Source organism: Paraburkholderia sp. Ac-20347, assembly GCF_017104805.1.
GTDB classification, from domain to species: Bacteria; Pseudomonadota; Gammaproteobacteria; order Burkholderiales; family Burkholderiaceae; genus Paraburkholderia; species Paraburkholderia tropica.
This window is the reverse complement of the sequence record NZ_JAAGPN010000187.1, coordinates 1-16,078: the sequence shown is the minus strand read 5'-3', so window position 1 is coordinate 16,078 and position 16,078 is coordinate 1. Positions and strand designations below refer to the sequence as shown.

Sequence of the window (16,078 nt, the reverse complement as noted above, 5' to 3'; positions counted from 1 at the left end):
TCCCGCAAAACCTCACCTAAGACAGTAAAAGACGAAGAAGTTGGCGCGCAGGAGTGATGATTCTGCGCCACGAGGGTGGGTCAGTTTTAGATGCAAAAAGTGGGTCAGTTTCTACTGCAAATCAACAAACGATGAATTCCAACAAGTTCAAGGACGTCTTGTGAGCGAACAATAGAGTTCGACAGGAGACTAAATAGTTAGACACAAAACAATAAAGTTTGACACAAACCGGTTGCATCCCGGTATCCTCCTGCCCTCTCATTCGACGGGGCAGGCATGCGGGCGCGGCGTTTCAGAACACAGCAGGACATCGAGCGGTATGTGGCCCAAGGCTTTGGGCAGGGCGTTGGTGTTGACTACAAACCGTGGCTTCGCGTGCAGGACGTACCGTCCCGCGGACGTTCGCGAAAGGTTCATGGACTCAAGGCTGGGCGCATTCACCACGTGCTCTCTGATCTTGAGTATCGCTATCTTGTAGCGCTTGAGTTTTCAGAGCGCGTCATCGACATTCGCGAGCAGTTCCCGCTTCTTCCGGTTGCGTCGGTTCAGGATATCGCCCTTCGACGGGGCATCCGCTATCCGCTTTATGCGGGGACAACTATGCCTTTTGTGATGACGACCGATTTCGTTGTCACCGTGAAATCAGATGACGGCACAGTTAGCGAATTCGCCCGGACCGTCAAATATGCGGACGAGCTGGCACCCAGCAACCGGCTCGCTCGCACACTCGAAAAGCTCGAACTCGAAAAAGCTTTCTGGGCGCAGCGCGGCGTCGACTGGAAGCTCGTCACCGAGACAAGCATGAGCGACGTGATGGCCAGCAATCTCATCTGGCTTCGCGGTTGCGCGGAAATTGCACAGGAATTGCGCGACGACACCCTGCAGGCCAGTTTTGTCGGGGGTATTGCAGACGCCGGGACGCACGACCGGACACTTTCGTCGCTGCTTCGCACCGTGAGTTATCGGTTGCGCATGCCTTATCCAGATGCCGTCAGGCTGTTCAGACATTTGGTCTGGCACAAGGTGCTTCTCGTTGATCTCGAAACGCCCATGAAAGTAACATCACCCGCGCCGCGGATACAAATCGCGTCAGACGGTCTACTTCACTATAAGATGGCGGCCTGACATGGACGACACCACGACGCTGCTCAATACGGTTATTGAAGCTCTGTCCGATAACCTGCCGTTCGAAGGACTGGCGCGCATTCTCTGGATCGGCGGCCCTGCTGCACCGGCCACACTAATTTCTATAGTGCCCACACCCCGCAAACCGTGGGCCATCTCGGGCGCAGAGATTCGCACATGGCTTGAACGCGGCGACGCACGATGTACCCAGTTCCGATTGCCTGCGTACATGCTCCAGGTTGAAGAAGATATCACGCCGTCCGACCGGGAGTCACGTGATCGCAACTGGAAGCGTATTGCCGGTCTGGTCGAGACCGGCGTGCCAGGAGAAATATTCGCCGAAGGGGCAATGGGCCCGCTCGTCGCGCGACATGCCATAGCTACAGAAACACAGCGCAAGACGCTCTACCGCTTGCTCTACCGGTATTGGATGTTCGGACAGATCCGCAACGCGCTGTTGCCCAACTATGGGAACGCCGGTGGCCCCGGTAAAGATCGCGTATTCGCGCCCGGAAAACGTCCCGGGCGGCCTCCCGTACATGCAGTTGCGGGCGACGAGCGCTGTGGAAAAATACTTGGTGCGGACGACAAAGGCTTCATCCGGATCGGGTACTCCCTCTACCGGAACAACGAAGTCGCGTCGGTGGTAGATGCTTATCACCGGACCCTGCGACGGTTCTACGTTGAAGAGCACGTCATGCCCGGCGCGTCGACGGACGATCTGACGCTCAAGCCCCTCCACCAGTTACCGAGCCTTCGGCAGTTCAGTTACTGGGGGAAAAAGGCATTTGATGATCTGGCGGTTTACCGGTCACGCATGGGCGAGCGGCGCTGGCAGAAGGATCATCGCGGATTGACCGGCCGGTCCAACGACGGCGTTTACGGGCCGGGGCACCGCTTCGAGATCGACGCGACCATCGCGGACATCTATCTGGTGAGCCGATACAACCGGAACTGGGTCATTGGGCGCCCCGTCGTCTACGTTGTGATCGACGTTTTCTCGACCATGATCGTGGGCATCTTTGTCGGGCTGGAAGGGCCGAGCTGGAACGGCGCACGGCACGCGTTGTTCAACGCGTTTGCCGACAAGGTGGCGTTCTGCAGTGCATATGGTGTTGAAATCGAGCCATCGGCCTGGCCGTCGCACCATCTTCCCCATGAATTGATGGCAGACCGCGGTGAGATGCTCGGCCAGGCCGCCGAGGGCATCGTATCGGGCCTTGGAATCGACATTGCGATTGCGCCGCCGTTTCGGCCAGACTGGAAATCGATCGTGGAAAGCCGGTTCCGTCTGTTGAACAAGACCGCGCAGATTCACTGGATTCCAGGCGCGGTCAGGCAGCGAATCGCCGAACGCGGCGAGCGCGATTACCGCCTCGACGCGATTCTCGACCTCGAGGAGTTCACCCGCATCATGATCCGCAGCGTGCTGCACTACAACCATCACAGCCGCAGACCTGAACGCCTGACGGCCGACATGATCTCCGCGGAGCTGGAGCCATCGCCGGTCAATCTCTGGCAATGGGGAATGGACCACGGACTCTCCACACCGAATGCGCAGCCGCAGGACCTCATCTACCTGCATCTTCTGCCACGCGACAATGCGTCGATCCAGCGTGGCGGCATCTGCTTCAAGGGCATGTATTACTCGTGCGCCCTCGCGATTGAGCAGAACTGGTTCGCCACAGCGCGCCGCAGCGGACGCCGCAGTGTAACAGTCTGGTACGACCCGAACGACACGACTCATGTGTGGATTCAGGACCCACAACGCGCCTTCGTGCGCTGCGACCTGCTCGCATCAGAGGAGCGGGTCGCCCGGCGCCGTCTGGAGGAAGTTATCGACATGCTTGGCATGACCGGCAAGCCGGCAACCGAAAACGCGTTTGCCTCGCTCAACGATCGGGTCCGCCTGGATGCGCATATCGACGCAACCGTGGAACAGGCTCGCATCGACAAACGTGCGGCGAAACCAGCCACGCCCCTCCCGGATAGCCGCCAGGTAGGCGATATCAGGATGCATCGGGTGTTCGAAAAAGCTGCTGAGCGTCAACGAGCGAGTGACACATCGCCGGTGGGTGGTAAGAGTCCGGCGGCCAGCCCCGCGCCTGCCGTGGCTACGCAAGGCGTTGTCGATACATATGCTGGCGAACGCGGCGCCGAAGTGCTGGACCTGCTCGGGCGACTGCGAAACAGGAGCAATCGGACATGACGACACCTGCTCGCCTTGTTGCCGCCGGATATGTCGAGTCGCCCATCGCACAGTATCAAGGTAATCCGCTCATCGAAGCATTGCCGTCAATCCGCGCAGAGGCGGATGCCGCAGCAGCCCTGGCACTGTTTCCGGAAGAACCGGGAATTGAGGTCGGGCTATCGAAGGAAGTTCGGCTGCACTGCATCGACCGGTTGCTGCAACTGGTTCAACCGCTGCCGATCCACCTGGAACTCGAATCTGCGCTGTCTTCGCTGATCCGTAGCGGATACGTCGGTCGCAATCCACTTGCGCACTCGACGTGGCGGCACATGTATGCGCTTGCCCTTGGCCAGACCTCCGAAAGTGGTTTCCGGTCCACCGCAACCACACTGAGCGTCGTGGGGCTGAGCGGGATCGGCAAATCTACGGCACTGGAATCCATTCTCCGGCTCTATCCGCAGGCTATTCGTCACCAGCAGTACAGAGGCCGCGAGCTTGTTCAGGTTCAGATCCCCTGGCTGAAGATCGAATGTCCGTTCGACGGTTCGCTCACAGGGTTATGCCACGCTTTCTTTCGAGCCATTGACCGAGCGATCGGAGACGAGCGCTATGCCAAACGCTACCGGTCAGTTCGCGGGATTGTCCCGCTTGTTCACCAGATTGAACAGATCGCGAGCACTCATTTCGTCGGTGTGCTGATCATCGACGAACTGCAGCATCTGCGTGTGGCAAAGACCGGTGGCAAGGAAAACATGCTCAACTTCTTTGTGAACCTCATCAACAGCATCGGCATACCGGTCGTGTTCGTGGGCACAAATTCGATGATCGATCTCTTCTCGGATGTGATGCGCAACGCTAGGCGCGCCACGGGGCTCGGGCTGAGCGACTTCAGGCAGCCAACGAGTGACGATCCGGCATGGGCGCTCCTGGTGGATGCTGCATGGCAGTACCAGTGGATTCGCCATGCAGAGCCACTTACTGCCGAGCTGCGCAACGTGCTGTACGACCTGACGCAAGGCGTGACGGACATCCTGATCAAGCTGCTCGTGCTCGCCCAGCGGCACGCGATCCACACGGGCGAAGAACGCCTGTCGGTCAGGCTGTTGCGCACCATCGCCGACACACGGATGCAGTTGCTCAAACCAGCGCTCGACGCATTGCGTAGCGGCGACACCACGCGCATGGCGAAATTCGAGGATCTGCTCCCACTCGACAGCCAGATCGCTGCGATGATGGGAGTGATCGACAGGGACGCGCGCGTGCCGTCGCAGCTGTCGACCCTTCGTGATATGCGGCGACCGGTCGCTGCGAGCGCTGTGCCATCTTCGCCGGAAGCATGCCGAATGACCCCAAATCCAGCGACCGGCACTACGAACACTGGAGAGCGGATTCCGTCTGAAGCACGCGCTCTTGCCGGGCATGAAGCGCCGCGTGTTGCATTACGGGACGCCGGATGGTTGCTGGAAGATGCCCTTGAATTTTCGACGGCGTATGCTGCCTCATGACTTCGACGCCAGCACTACTGTTTTTTGTTCCGTCGCTGCCTGACGAGACCATCCAGTCGCGCGTTGCCCGACATCACTTGCTGTCGGGCAACCGGGTTGAGGCAGAGACATTTCTGGACCTGTTCGACAGCATCCCGTTTGCGTTGGAGCAAATCGTGTCGCCGCCGATGCTGCATCTTGCGGATCGCATGGGTGACAGTTCGGCTGCGGCACGGCTAAAGCTTCTGGAACAGAATACCCTTTGGCCGCTGTTCGAGCCATTTCTCGCCGAAGGGCCACAATCCACTACCACAGACATTGGCGCCATGGTGAGTCGACTACCTCGTCGCGTGGTCGGGCATCACGGAGAAGCACGGTTGTGTCCAGCCTGCGTGAAAGAGGACGTCCATGTGTTTGGCATGGGTTACTGGCATCGTGCTCACCACGTGCCGGGCGTCAGCGTCTGTTGGCGACACAGCGGGCGTTTGCTGTCGAGTTGCCCTCAATGTCGTCGACCGTTCCAGTTTCGCGCACGCCTGCTGCGCCAACCGTGGCACGCTTGCCACTGTGGCTGGCGCGTGGCAGGGGCGGAAGACACGAGTGCGTCGGACCTGCGGGTCATGCATGACTACGCGTGTTTTGCCCACGATCTGCTTAATTGCCCATTGGGTCAGGTAGGTCGCTTTCGCCTTCGTGCTGCGTATCAGAACCGTATTCGTGAATTGGGCTTTGCATGGGGATCGCAGGTACAGGCGAAAGCGTTCCAGGCACACTTGATCGGAGAATTGGGTGACGCGTTTCTTTCCGCGGTAGATCCGGCATTCGCCTTAAGGAGGATGAGCTTCTGGATACGCTTGACAGGTGGCGACAACACCACCTGGGATATGCCAATTACCCGGCACCTGCTGCTGGCGATGTATCTTTTTGGTACGCGAGACAAGTTTGCGCGGGCCCTGCAACGAGTGTCCGATGAGGATGCAGTTCGCGGCACGAGGGCCGCCGAGTCTCATTCCGGGCGTTCTGTGGCGTCGCCTCCATCCACACCACGTGCAGCGCACCGAGGCCGGATACGGGACGAGCTATCAAAAGATCCGAAAACGACGCTCGAAGACCTGTGGCGCAGAGTGAATCGCATCACATCGTGGCTCTACGAGCATGACCGGAAATGGCTTATTGAAACGCTCTCAGCGCCGACAACGGACGGAGCGCGCCGAAGATCGTCTGCAGAAACTGCGTCACCGGATGACGAGCGTTTTGCAGCGCACATTGACACGGCCGCCGCCGAATTACTTGCCCGGTCCGGCAAACCACAACAGGTAACGAAGGAGCGTTTGCTCGCAGCGCTGCCTGTGTCTGTCGTGGACACCCCCCGGCACCGCGAACGATATCCACGCACGCTCAAGCGGGTTGCCGACAACCGGGAGTCAACGTGGCACTTCCGGGCAAGGCGGTTGTGGTGGGCATATGCCGTGCTGAGCGCACGGGGAGACGCAGCGCCGATGTTCGAAGCTGTCGTTCTGTCCGGTGTAGGACTATACGCTGCTCAGGCAATCATCGAATACTGCGGATGGGAGCCTTTGTTACCACTGGCTGCAAATATCGATGTACTGGAAAAACTGTCCGGAGCGGGAATTACGATCAAGTGGGATGGTCCACCGGCGTGGCGAGGTCAGGCGATCGGTGGGCGTGCATATCAGCGCCGGAAATGACTCAGATCGAAATACTTCAAGCTAGACAGTCGGTGCTATTCCCCGGGGGTGTCAGAATTTCCGTGTTCAAGACATATGATCCTCCCCAGGAGAACCTATGCCTCGCAAACCGAAGACCGCGTCGGTAGAGCTACCGGTAATTTCCGCTGAACTACTCGAACAATTTGGCAACGGCCCGATGACGGCCGAAGTCATCAACGCCGCGACGCTCGCCCTCAAGAAGGCGCTGATCGAACGGGCGCTGGGCGGCGAGATGAATCATCATCTCGGCTACGCGCCTGGCGCTGCCAAGCCGGCCAGCGTGACGAACCAGCGCAACGGCAGGGGCGCCAAGACGGTCCTGACCGAAGACGGCCCGATCCGCATCGAGGTGCCGCGTGACCGCGACGGCAGCTTCGAGCCGCTGCTGATTTCCAAACACGAACGACGTTTTACGGGCTTCGACGACAGGATCGTCTCCATGTATGCCCGGGGCATGACCGTGCGCGAGATTCAGGGCTTCCTGCAAGAGCAATACGCGACCGAGGTCTCGCCCGAGTTCATCAGTTAGGTCACTGATGAAGTGATGGCCGAAGTCACCGCGTGGCAGGCCCGACCGCTCGAACCGATGTATCCGGCGTGTTCTTCGACGCGCTGCGCGTGAAGATGCGCGAAGACGCGGTTGTACGCAACAAGGCCGTCTGTCTGGCGCCGGGCATTCTGCCCGACGGCACGCGCGACATTCTGGGCCTGTGGATCGAGAACACCGAGGGTGCCAAGTTCTGGATGAAGGTCTTCAACGACCTGAAAATGCGCGGCGTAGGCGACATCCTGATTGCCGTGACGGACGGCCTCAAGGGTATGCCTGAAGCGCTGGCCGCCGTGTTTCCGGCCACGACGCTGCAAACCTGCATCGTGCATTTGATTCGTAACAGCCTCGATTACGCGAGCTGGAAAGACCGCAGATTGCTGGCCGCTGCGATTCGCCCGATCTACACCGCGCCGAGCGCTGAAGCCGCGCAAGCCGAACTTGATGCGTTTGCCGAAGGCCCGTGGGGCCAGAAATTCCCGCCGGTTAGCGCGGCGTGGCGCAACGCCTGGGATCGCGTAATTCCGTTCTTTGCGTTCCCGCCGGGCGTGCGCAAGGTGATCTACACGACGAACGCCATCGAAAACATCAACTCGCAGCTACGCAAGATCATCAAGACCCGGGGGCACTTCCCGACCGATGACGCAGCAACGAAACTGATCTGGCTGGCGCTGCGCAATATCACCGCCGACTGGGGGCGTGCCGCTCACGACTGGAAGACAGCGATGAACCAATTCGCTATCCTCTACGCGGACCGATTCGTTCGGCCATCCGTGTAAATCTCAACCCCGCCTTGAACACGGAAATTCTGCCCCCTCCCAGAATCCTCCACTCATTCGACATGACGGCCATGAAAACGCATCTTCTTCGTCTCGTGCCTCAGATCGCTCGGGTAGTGTCATGGGGCGTCGTACTAGCCTATGCCTTACCTGCACACCCAGCGGATACTCCAGACTTCCGATGTACGCAATATGAACGTGTAATCACGATCGATGACTCGGGCCGTGCAGTTAGACGCGTCACGCTGTGCCTCGTGCTATCAAGCGACGCGGCACTACGGCGGTTTTCGCAATATGCCGTGTCCTACGATGCAGATCTGCAAACGCTGACGATCGATAAAGCGCAAACGGTGCACACCAACGGCGAAAGCGTAGCGGCTTAATTCTCCTGTCCCGGCTAGCCGACGGTCATTGCGGCAGGTCGACCGTGCCACCGAGCGCGACCATCAGCGCGACCTCGCTCACAACCAAGCGGTAACGCGCACTGGATAGTGACGATACCGCATTGTGTGCAGCTTCGTCTGCATCGAGTAGTGTTTGCAATGGTACCGTGCCGACCTCGTACTGCATCGCATAAGCATGTTTGCTTTCGTTTGCATACTCCACCGCTTGCTGAAGCTGGACGATTTGTGCGTTGTAATCGCCGACTGACGACAGCGCATTCTCAACGTCGACCAAAGCCTGATAGAAGCTCCTCTTGAACGCGACGACCTGCTCGTCGTAGGAAATCCGTGAAGATGCTATCTGCGAATTCATTGTCCACGCATCCAGAAATGGAAACGCGATCGACGCCACAATCGAACCCGCTGGATTCTGCAACAGATTGCGGAGCGCTTCACTCGACGTACCGCCGGCGCCGGTCAAGCCCAATGTCGGATAGAAGCTGGTGCGTGTCACGTCGACGTCGCGCAGGGATTCCCTTAGCCGGAGTTCCGCCGCTTTGACGTCCGGTCTTCGAGACAGTATGTCAGCGGGTACGCCAACCGGAATATCCGGCGGCGTCTGGTTCAGAACGCGTGCCTCGACGGAATACGCCGTTCCGACGGGATCGCCCACCAGAATCGAAAGAGAATTCGAAGTCTGGACCAGCTCGTTCTCGAGTTCGCTCCGGTTTCGCTCCGCGGCACTCAGCGTCTGCTTCGCCGCAAGAATGTCGATCGCCGTTGCGACACCAATATCATGACGACACTGCACGAGGCGCAATGTCTGCTCGTCATATTCGATGGTCTTACGATTCAGATCGATCTGGTCGGCGATAAGTGCGAGCTGCCAATAATCGTCGGCCACCTCGGAACTGACCGTCATGGCGACCGCGAATCTGTCCTGATCGGTGGCGCGCGCTTCCCATTCGGCAGCATCGACCTGGTCTGCAATGTTTCCCCACAGATCGAGCTGCCAGGAAACCGACAGAGAAGTGCCTGCTTCGTGAGTGGTCGTCTTCGGCGCCTTGAAACTGCGCGAGACGGAGGAACTGATCCCTGCCGCGAGCGTTGGATAGCCCTGTTCCCGGGCAATGTCAACCTGCAATTTTGCCTGACGCAAACTCAGGACTGCGGTTGCAAGATCTCGATTTGCTTTCATCGCCTTGTCGACAAGGTGATTGAGCGCGGGGTCGCCAAATGCCACCCACCATGACGGCAACGCAGATAGCATCCCTTTCGATGCCGAACCGTACCAATTCGGCGCAAAGGACAACTGGGGACGTTCGTAGGTCGATTGATTCAGCGATGCGCAACTACTGAACAGGAAAGTCGATCCGACGAGGCAGGCGAAGCTGAAGACGAAACTTCTGAAGCATGCACCCGGCATCATGGAACAGATACTCCGATTTTTTTGATATGGTTGGCGTTCGAGCTCCTCGTCGCGGGTATTTCGCCCGCGCTTTATGCGACACCTGTGCGCAATACTTGCGCGAATCATCGTACGAAGGCCAAACCCATAAAGCAAGCGAAATATTCAAATTTCAATTTCGATACTTGATTTAGGATTATTTTCCAATGATGGAACTTTAATGGTATTCAATGACGGCGTTATCATTTTTATCAGGAAAAGAATACCATCCGTTGACCATCGCGACGCCGATACGTTATCTTCTGCAAGCTTATCAGCCTGGAGGAGCGCTGGACGCCTGCATCAATCACCGGGCAGCGCCTGATCGTTTTCGTTTAAACAAGTAAAATGTAGACGTGTCCGTGAAAATCTCCCGACGTAGTGGAGTAGTCGCTATATCATTGATCGCTTTGGTATCGATCGCAGGCGGATACTTTTACGTCTCGCATCGAGTCGCGAAGCCAGCGTTTCGCTACCTCACGATTCCGGTAACGCGAGGCGCGATTGCCGATGTAGTCCTCGCCACCGGCACAATCGACTCTTCGAACGTCGTCAACGTAGGTGCGCAGGTGTCAGGCGAAATCAAGACGATGGGTGTTACGCTCGGCGACCGCGTCAAGAAAGGCGAAATGATTGCGGAGATAGACAGCGCGACGCAGATCGACGCGTTGAATACCGCGCGCGCGACGCTCGCCTCGCTCGACGGCCAGATCGCATCGGAGACGGCGACCCTCGAGCAGGACCGCATCGCATTCGATCGCACACGCAGGCTTGCCGGGAGCGACGCGGGATCGCAACAGGACATGGACAATGCGAGGCTGGTCTATAAGGCCGCGCAGGGAACGCTTCGATCGTTGCAAGAGCAACGTATCGTGGATCAGATCGCCGTCAACACCGCTCAGGTCTCGCTCGGTTACACCAAAATCCGCGCACCAAGCGAAGGCGTTGTCGTCGCCGTATTGTCGGTTCGGGGACAAACCGTCAATGCAAATCAGGAGACGCCGAACATTGTGATGCTAGCCGATCCAAACAAGCTGATCGTCAGAACTGCAGTGTCCGAGATCGACGTCCGCAAGGTCAGGCTCGGACAAAAGGTGTCGATCGTTCTGCTCGGGGGCGGCCGTGAATATCACGGCACCGTCCGTTCCGTCGCACCCGCCCCGCGCGATTTCGATACCCAAAGCTCGCTCTCGTCACAGAAACAGCCGAGCGCAGTCACTTTCGATGTGGTAATCGGCGTTGACGATCCCGACACGCAGTTGAGGCTCGGCACCACAGCCAGGGTCAGTATGAGAGTCGCATCCGCCTCCGATGCGATCGCACTCCCATCTGAACTGGTCAACGTCCTCCCCGGCGGCCAGAAGGGCTTTGTGCAGGTGCTGGATCACGGCAAGCCGCAGCTCAGGGAGGTAACGATCGGCATCGACAACGGCAACGTCATACAGATTCTGGACGGACTCCGGCCAGACGCGCGGGTCGTCACGAAGGTCGAACTCGCCGGAGCACCCTCGACGCCGAAGGGTCGGTAACATGACGCATGATGTATCCGGCACGCTGATTCCCGTGCTCGAACTCGAACACGTTTCGCGTGAGTATTTGAAGGGCGGTAACGTACTGCGCGCGCTCGACGACGTTTCGCTGCGCATCGACGCAGGAGAAATGGTCGCGATCGTCGGCAGTTCGGGCTCGGGCAAGAGCACGCTGCTGAATGTCATCGGTTGTCTAGACCGGGTAACGCGCGGTACATATGCCATCGAAGGCCTACATATCGCCACGTTCGGTCACGACGAACTTTCCGCCATCCGACGCCACTACTTTGGCTTCATTTTTCAGAAATACCATCTGCTTGCCGGGCTCACCGCGTTCGAGAACATCGAGTTGCCCGCCATCTACGCTGGCACGTTCGCGAGCGCGCGGCGCGAGCGCGTTGCCGTATTGGCGGAACGCTTCGGGATTGCCGAACGACTACTGCACCGGCCAGCGGAACTCTCCGGCGGTCAGCAGCAACGCGTGAGCATCGCGCGTTCGCTCATGAACGGCGGCCAGATCATCCTCGCCGATGAGCCAACCGGCGCACTCGATCGAAAAAATGGCGAGCGGCTCATGCAGGCACTCGGCGAACTGAACGCTGCTGGCCACACGATTGTCTTCGCGACGCACGATCCCGCCGTCGCTCGACATGCTGGGCGTGTGGTGACGATCGAAGATGGAAAGGTCGTCTCCGACGTTTGCACCGTGCATAGTGCCGGGCCAACTGGTGACGCGGTGGTATGCGAGTCGGACAGCAAGCCTCACGATGGCCCTCGCTGGGCGAGCGCTTCGGCAAGCACCGTCGCGCCGCAACACCGCCTTCGCTTCCTGCCGCTCGTGCGCTTCGCTCTTACGTCAGTCAATCGTCGTCGGATGCACCTGTTCCTGACGGTGCTTGGCATCGCGATCGGTGTTGCTGCAGTAGTGTGTTCGAGCGCGATCGGCGAAGCATCGCGCCAAAGAATCATCAATTCGCTTCAGGGTGTCCAATCTAATACGATTGAAGTCTTTCCGGAGCGCTTTCTCGAGGCGGCGGCGCAGCAACTCGTTCGTCCAATTACGATGGACGATCTCACAGCCATTGCGAGGCACGATGGAGTCGACAGTGCGACACCGTTGGTGAGCGGCGCGCAACTGATGCGCTCGGATCTGGCAACGGTTAACGGTACCCTGAATGGCGTCGACAGTACCTACCCAGCTGTCAATCAGGTGACGATGGCCGAAGGCCACTTTTTCGGCAGACGGGCAATTCAGCGCGCGACACCCGAAGTCGTGCTCGACACGGCGGCGCGCAACAATCTGTTTGGGCACGGCACCGCCGTGGGCCGTCTTGTCATCGTCGGGGCGATCCAATGTCTGGTGATCGGCGTCACCAGGCCGGGACCGGGGCTGGCAGCGAATCCGTCACCGACCATGTGGATGCCCTACACTGCTTACCTCGAACGCGTCAACCCCGCCGCCGATCTGGACAAAGTCATCGTGCGGCCCACCGCAGGTGCGGTCGAGACCGGCTTGCTGACGTCGCTGACCAGTCTCATGGTCCGGCGTCACCAGGCGATGGATTTCCACATTTACGATACTGACACGATTCGGGCTACGATACTGTCGACCAATGACAAGCTCGAGTGGCTGATCGGCTCAATGTCGGCGATAGCGCTTGTCGTCGCGGGCGTTGGCGTGATGAACATGATGCTGACGTCGGTATCCGAGCGAAAGAACGAGATCGGCGTACGCATCGCGATCGGGGCACGTCGTGTGGAAGTCCTGCTGCAATTTCTGTTCGAGGCAATCTACGTCTGTGTGTGCGGCGGCGTGGTGGGGCTTGGGCTAGCCTATGTGGCCGGCAAGCTCTCAGCCGGAATTCCGCAACTCGAAATGATTTTCTCAATTGACTCGATCGTCATGGCGCTGGTGGTGTCGAGCGTGGCAGGCATCGTTTTCGGTTCCTATCCGGCATTGAAGGCTGCGCGCCTTGACCCTGTGAAGGCACTCGCCGACGAATGACCGGTGCCGGGATAAGGGCAACTGACTCATAGCTCGGTCTGCGAAGCCAGATGGCAGTGCTCGCTACGCGCTTGCCATGGGCATCAATCGAAGCAACGCTGGCGCCGGTGCTTGCCGGGCGTGCTGGAGGGACGGCGACGGACATCACTGCTGCCTGGGCATCGAAACGCAGGCAGCATGCTACGCGTGCCCGGTGCCATCGACGGATCTGTGCTTCCATCGCAGTGATCTTGCGATCGAATCTCCCGAACGTGATCGAGCATGCCCATCAGCAACTGTCTGAGCGACAGATTGCTGCATCACGCGATTGTGGTACAGATCGAGGGCTCGTCGTATCGACTGCGCGAACATGCCGACCGCTACCTGACCAACTGCGCAACCGGCCATCGTCGCTGAATCCAGCCCCCGTCGAACCGGCTCGCCCCCAAAAGAGCTCACCTGACCATTTAGCGGCTGATCACCGCAAACACACAGGATGGGGAAATTTACTTCGAGGTTTCTGGGGAAATTACGCCCGATGTTGACACCTGTCGATCTACATGCAAAAACCGATTGCAATCCGGGGGTGCATCCAGATAGGCAAATCTCACTGGATTCCATTTCCAAAGCAAATCAATCAAGCGTGATGGCATTTTAAATTATCGAGTTTTTCTAGAAAAAAATTGCGATTTAAAAAATCAATAAAAATATCCCCCCGCACTACTTTGTTTTGATCTAGTATCTACTGAAAATTAGGATTTTCTAGATATAGTCTAAATAGCAAAACTGGGCATGTCGAACACTTAAACATTTACCCATAACGACCAACGTCATGCGATTAATAAAAAAATTATCTTATCCAGTTCTCTTCGTCGCGGGTGTCATATTTAATTTCTACGCTCTCGCTGATACAGAAAATAACTCCACCGGTACATCGGCAGCTGAAGCAACCGTCGCATCGGTGCCAACTGCTGTCACTAAAGCTGAGGTCGGAGGATTGAAGGTCGTTAGTGTGTTCCCCGCTGCAGGAGATTTAACCGGATATGTCCTATCCTCTCGCCCCGGGGAAAACATGCTCGTTTATACGCCAAAAGGGCATGACAATATTCTAATAACGGGACGAATTCTAGACGGAGACGGCAGCGATCTGAGTGCGCAATACCTGGAGAAATATGGAACGAAAGTCGATCTGAATAAATACGAAAACATGATAAAAGAGGCCCCCGCTATCGTCGAGGGAGCTACCGGGAGAAATGTAAAATCAAAAATTTACGTATTCATGGATCCCAATTGCATTTTTTGCCATCTCGCATGGAAGGCGCTTCAGCCGTACGAAGCTGCAGGATTGCAAGTACATTGGATTCCCATGGGATTCCTCAAACCCGATTCCGCTGGCAAAGCTGCAGCACTTCTCGATTCAGAAGACGGAGCAAAATTGCTGGCTGCACTGGAAATAAATTTCTCTGAAAAAAATGAATCCGGTGGGATTTTACCAGAAAATATCATCTCAGAAAAAGATCGAAAAATTTTGAGAGAAAATAAAGATTTGTTCGACAAAATTGGATTTCAGGGCACTCCGACCATTCTATTTCGTGACGCCCAAGGGCATCTCGCAAGTCATCAGGGTATGCCAAAGTTATCTACACTTCCTTATATGCTATCAATGAAACTTCAATCAGTTGATGACCCTGAGTTGCAACGCTTTCGATAGATCGTCGAAAAACCGATATTTCTTAAAATCAATCTCACAGAGAGTTTCAATTTTTTCGACCGCATCTCTAGCATACATCACAAAAAGGCAAAAACATGATTGCACAGAGAATTAATATAAAAAATATCGCATTCTGGTCAATAATTTGTTTTTTCATGCTGCAGACCAACGCTGCTTTTTCGCAACAATGCGGAACTCAGAGTAATGGCGACCTTTGTCCTGGAGATCAGTGCTGCAGCGGTTACGGCTGGTGCGGGACAACGAGCGAGTACTGCGGCACTGGATGCCAGAGCGGAAATTGCAACTCTGCCCCAACCGGTGGCGGCACTTCTCTCGCCTGCGTGTCCACTTGTAATGGCCTGGGAAGCGGCGTCTGCGCCGCCGTTAGCGCAGAATGCGTTGTCGGGTCCGCAATAACGTTAGGTTCACTCACTATTCCTTGCACCGCGGTCATAATCGGCGCTTGCGCTGGCTCTGCGGTATTATCAACGGTCTGCGATGACGCCTGCTGACGTGCTCCGCGCGACCTGTGGGAAGAATTGCGACAAAGCTACTTCAACCTAGATTCTCATCTGGATATAGTTATCTGGAGACTGAAGATCATGATTTTTTTATTCAAAAAAGATCGACTAAATGTGCCATACAGAAACCGACAAGCGTCGGTGCTATTCGCTTATTTTATTATTTTATTAACTCACATCATTGTCAGATTAGTTAATTTTAAGAACTTTAAAGGCACATTTTATTTTGTTGCCTGGGCTACCATGATTTTTGGAGCCGTGCTTCTAATCATTGAGATTTGGGGGCGATACTCTAACCGAAAGAAGTAATTTGAACCCTGTCAGGTGAGACGCGTAAGCTATGCAGCCAGCAAAAACAGTTATCGTTTTAGATAAGCGTCATTGACTGCGGCGGCGGTACTCCGACTACGCCAAGTGGTGAGGCATTCCTTGAGCAGGGGTGCGATGGCTTGCCACGGCCATGCGATGTCTGGGCCATGCGAAGTGCTGCGGGATCGGGCCAAAGGGTGAGAGATATACCGTAAGCAATGGGATGGACGCCCCCACCTATAAAGGCATTGATGTGCCAGAGTGGAAGTGTCGTCAACCACTCGAACAGCGGGAGCGCCCACCATGGAGATTACAACGATCGGCATCGACCTGGCGAA

General features: G+C 56.9%; 9 protein-coding genes and 1 pseudogene. 9 read left to right on the top strand and 1 reads right to left on the bottom strand.

Going from position 1 to position 16,078, the window contains the following annotated elements:
- The first annotated feature begins 321 nt into the window (after positions 1 to 321).
- From G3N97_RS27385 to G3N97_RS27365, 5 genes and pseudogenes are all read left to right on the top strand, one after another.
- Positions 322 to 1,125, top strand: coding sequence for a TnsA endonuclease N-terminal domain-containing protein (locus G3N97_RS27385; protein ID WP_346778126.1), 804 nt, complete (start codon positions 322 to 324; stop codon positions 1,123 to 1,125).
- Between the two features lies 1 nt (position 1,126).
- The gene (locus tag G3N97_RS27380) at positions 1,127 to 3,334 is read left to right on the top strand and encodes a Mu transposase C-terminal domain-containing protein (RefSeq protein ID WP_205996151.1); all 2,208 of its coding nucleotides are present in this window, start codon (positions 1,127 to 1,129) and stop codon (positions 3,332 to 3,334) included.
- Positions 3,331 to 4,821: an ATP-binding protein gene (locus G3N97_RS27375; protein ID WP_205996150.1), complete on the top strand. Its 1,491-nt coding sequence runs from the start codon at positions 3,331 to 3,333 to the stop codon at positions 4,819 to 4,821. The genes G3N97_RS27380 and G3N97_RS27375 overlap by 4 nt, the downstream gene beginning before the upstream one ends.
- Entirely contained in the window at positions 4,818 to 6,509 is a 1,692-nt protein-coding gene (locus G3N97_RS27370) for a TniQ family protein (protein ID WP_205996149.1), read from the top strand. The genes G3N97_RS27375 and G3N97_RS27370 overlap by 4 nt, the downstream gene beginning before the upstream one ends.
- Positions 6,510 to 6,606: 97 nt before the next feature.
- Positions 6,607 to 7,856: pseudogene (locus tag G3N97_RS27365) on the top strand (IS256 family transposase).
- A gap of 408 nt (positions 7,857 to 8,264) precedes the next feature.
- Here the strand turns inward: G3N97_RS27365 and G3N97_RS27360 are convergent.
- Positions 8,265 to 9,668, bottom strand: coding sequence for an efflux transporter outer membrane subunit (locus G3N97_RS27360; protein ID WP_205996148.1), 1,404 nt, complete (start codon positions 9,666 to 9,668; stop codon positions 8,265 to 8,267).
- Positions 9,669 to 10,087: 419 nt separating this feature from the next.
- On the opposite strand from G3N97_RS27360, the gene G3N97_RS27355 reads away from it, so the two are divergent.
- The 4 genes from G3N97_RS27355 to dsbG all read left to right on the top strand — a co-directional run bounded on the left by G3N97_RS27355 (position 10,088) and on the right by dsbG (position 14,910).
- Positions 10,088 to 11,215 (top strand): efflux RND transporter periplasmic adaptor subunit, encoded by a 1,128-nt coding sequence (locus G3N97_RS27355; protein ID WP_205996147.1) that lies wholly within the window; start codon positions 10,088 to 10,090, stop codon positions 11,213 to 11,215.
- Position 11,216: 1 nt separating this feature from the next.
- Positions 11,217 to 13,220: an ABC transporter permease gene (locus G3N97_RS27350; protein ID WP_205996146.1), complete on the top strand. Its 2,004-nt coding sequence runs from the start codon at positions 11,217 to 11,219 to the stop codon at positions 13,218 to 13,220.
- 261 nt (positions 13,221 to 13,481) lie between these two features.
- Positions 13,482 to 13,616, top strand: coding sequence for an ATP-binding protein (locus tag G3N97_RS40025; RefSeq protein WP_277397784.1), 135 nt, complete (start codon positions 13,482 to 13,484; stop codon positions 13,614 to 13,616).
- Positions 13,617 to 14,031: 415 nt separating this feature from the next.
- Complete coding sequence (gene dsbG, locus G3N97_RS27340; protein ID WP_205996145.1) at positions 14,032 to 14,910, top strand: thiol:disulfide interchange protein DsbG; 879 nt, start codon at positions 14,032 to 14,034, stop codon at positions 14,908 to 14,910.
- Positions 14,911 to 16,078: the final 1,168 nt, after the last annotated feature.

Coding starts and splice junctions, on each gene's coding strand:
- dsbG (WP_205996145.1), top strand. CDS start 14,032: ATGCGATTAATAAAAAAATTATCTTATCCAGTTCTCTTCGTCGCGGGT.
- G3N97_RS27350 (WP_205996146.1), top strand. CDS start 11,217: ATGACGCATGATGTATCCGGCACGCTGATTCCCGTGCTCGAACTCGAA.
- G3N97_RS27375 (WP_205996150.1), top strand. CDS start 3,331: ATGACGACACCTGCTCGCCTTGTTGCCGCCGGATATGTCGAGTCGCCC.
- G3N97_RS27360 (WP_205996148.1), bottom strand. CDS start 9,668: ATGATGCCGGGTGCATGCTTCAGAAGTTTCGTCTTCAGCTTCGCCTGC.
- G3N97_RS40025 (WP_277397784.1), top strand. CDS start 13,482: ATGCCCATCAGCAACTGTCTGAGCGACAGATTGCTGCATCACGCGATT.
- G3N97_RS27370 (WP_205996149.1), top strand. CDS start 4,818: ATGACTTCGACGCCAGCACTACTGTTTTTTGTTCCGTCGCTGCCTGAC.
- G3N97_RS27380 (WP_205996151.1), top strand. CDS start 1,127: ATGGACGACACCACGACGCTGCTCAATACGGTTATTGAAGCTCTGTCC.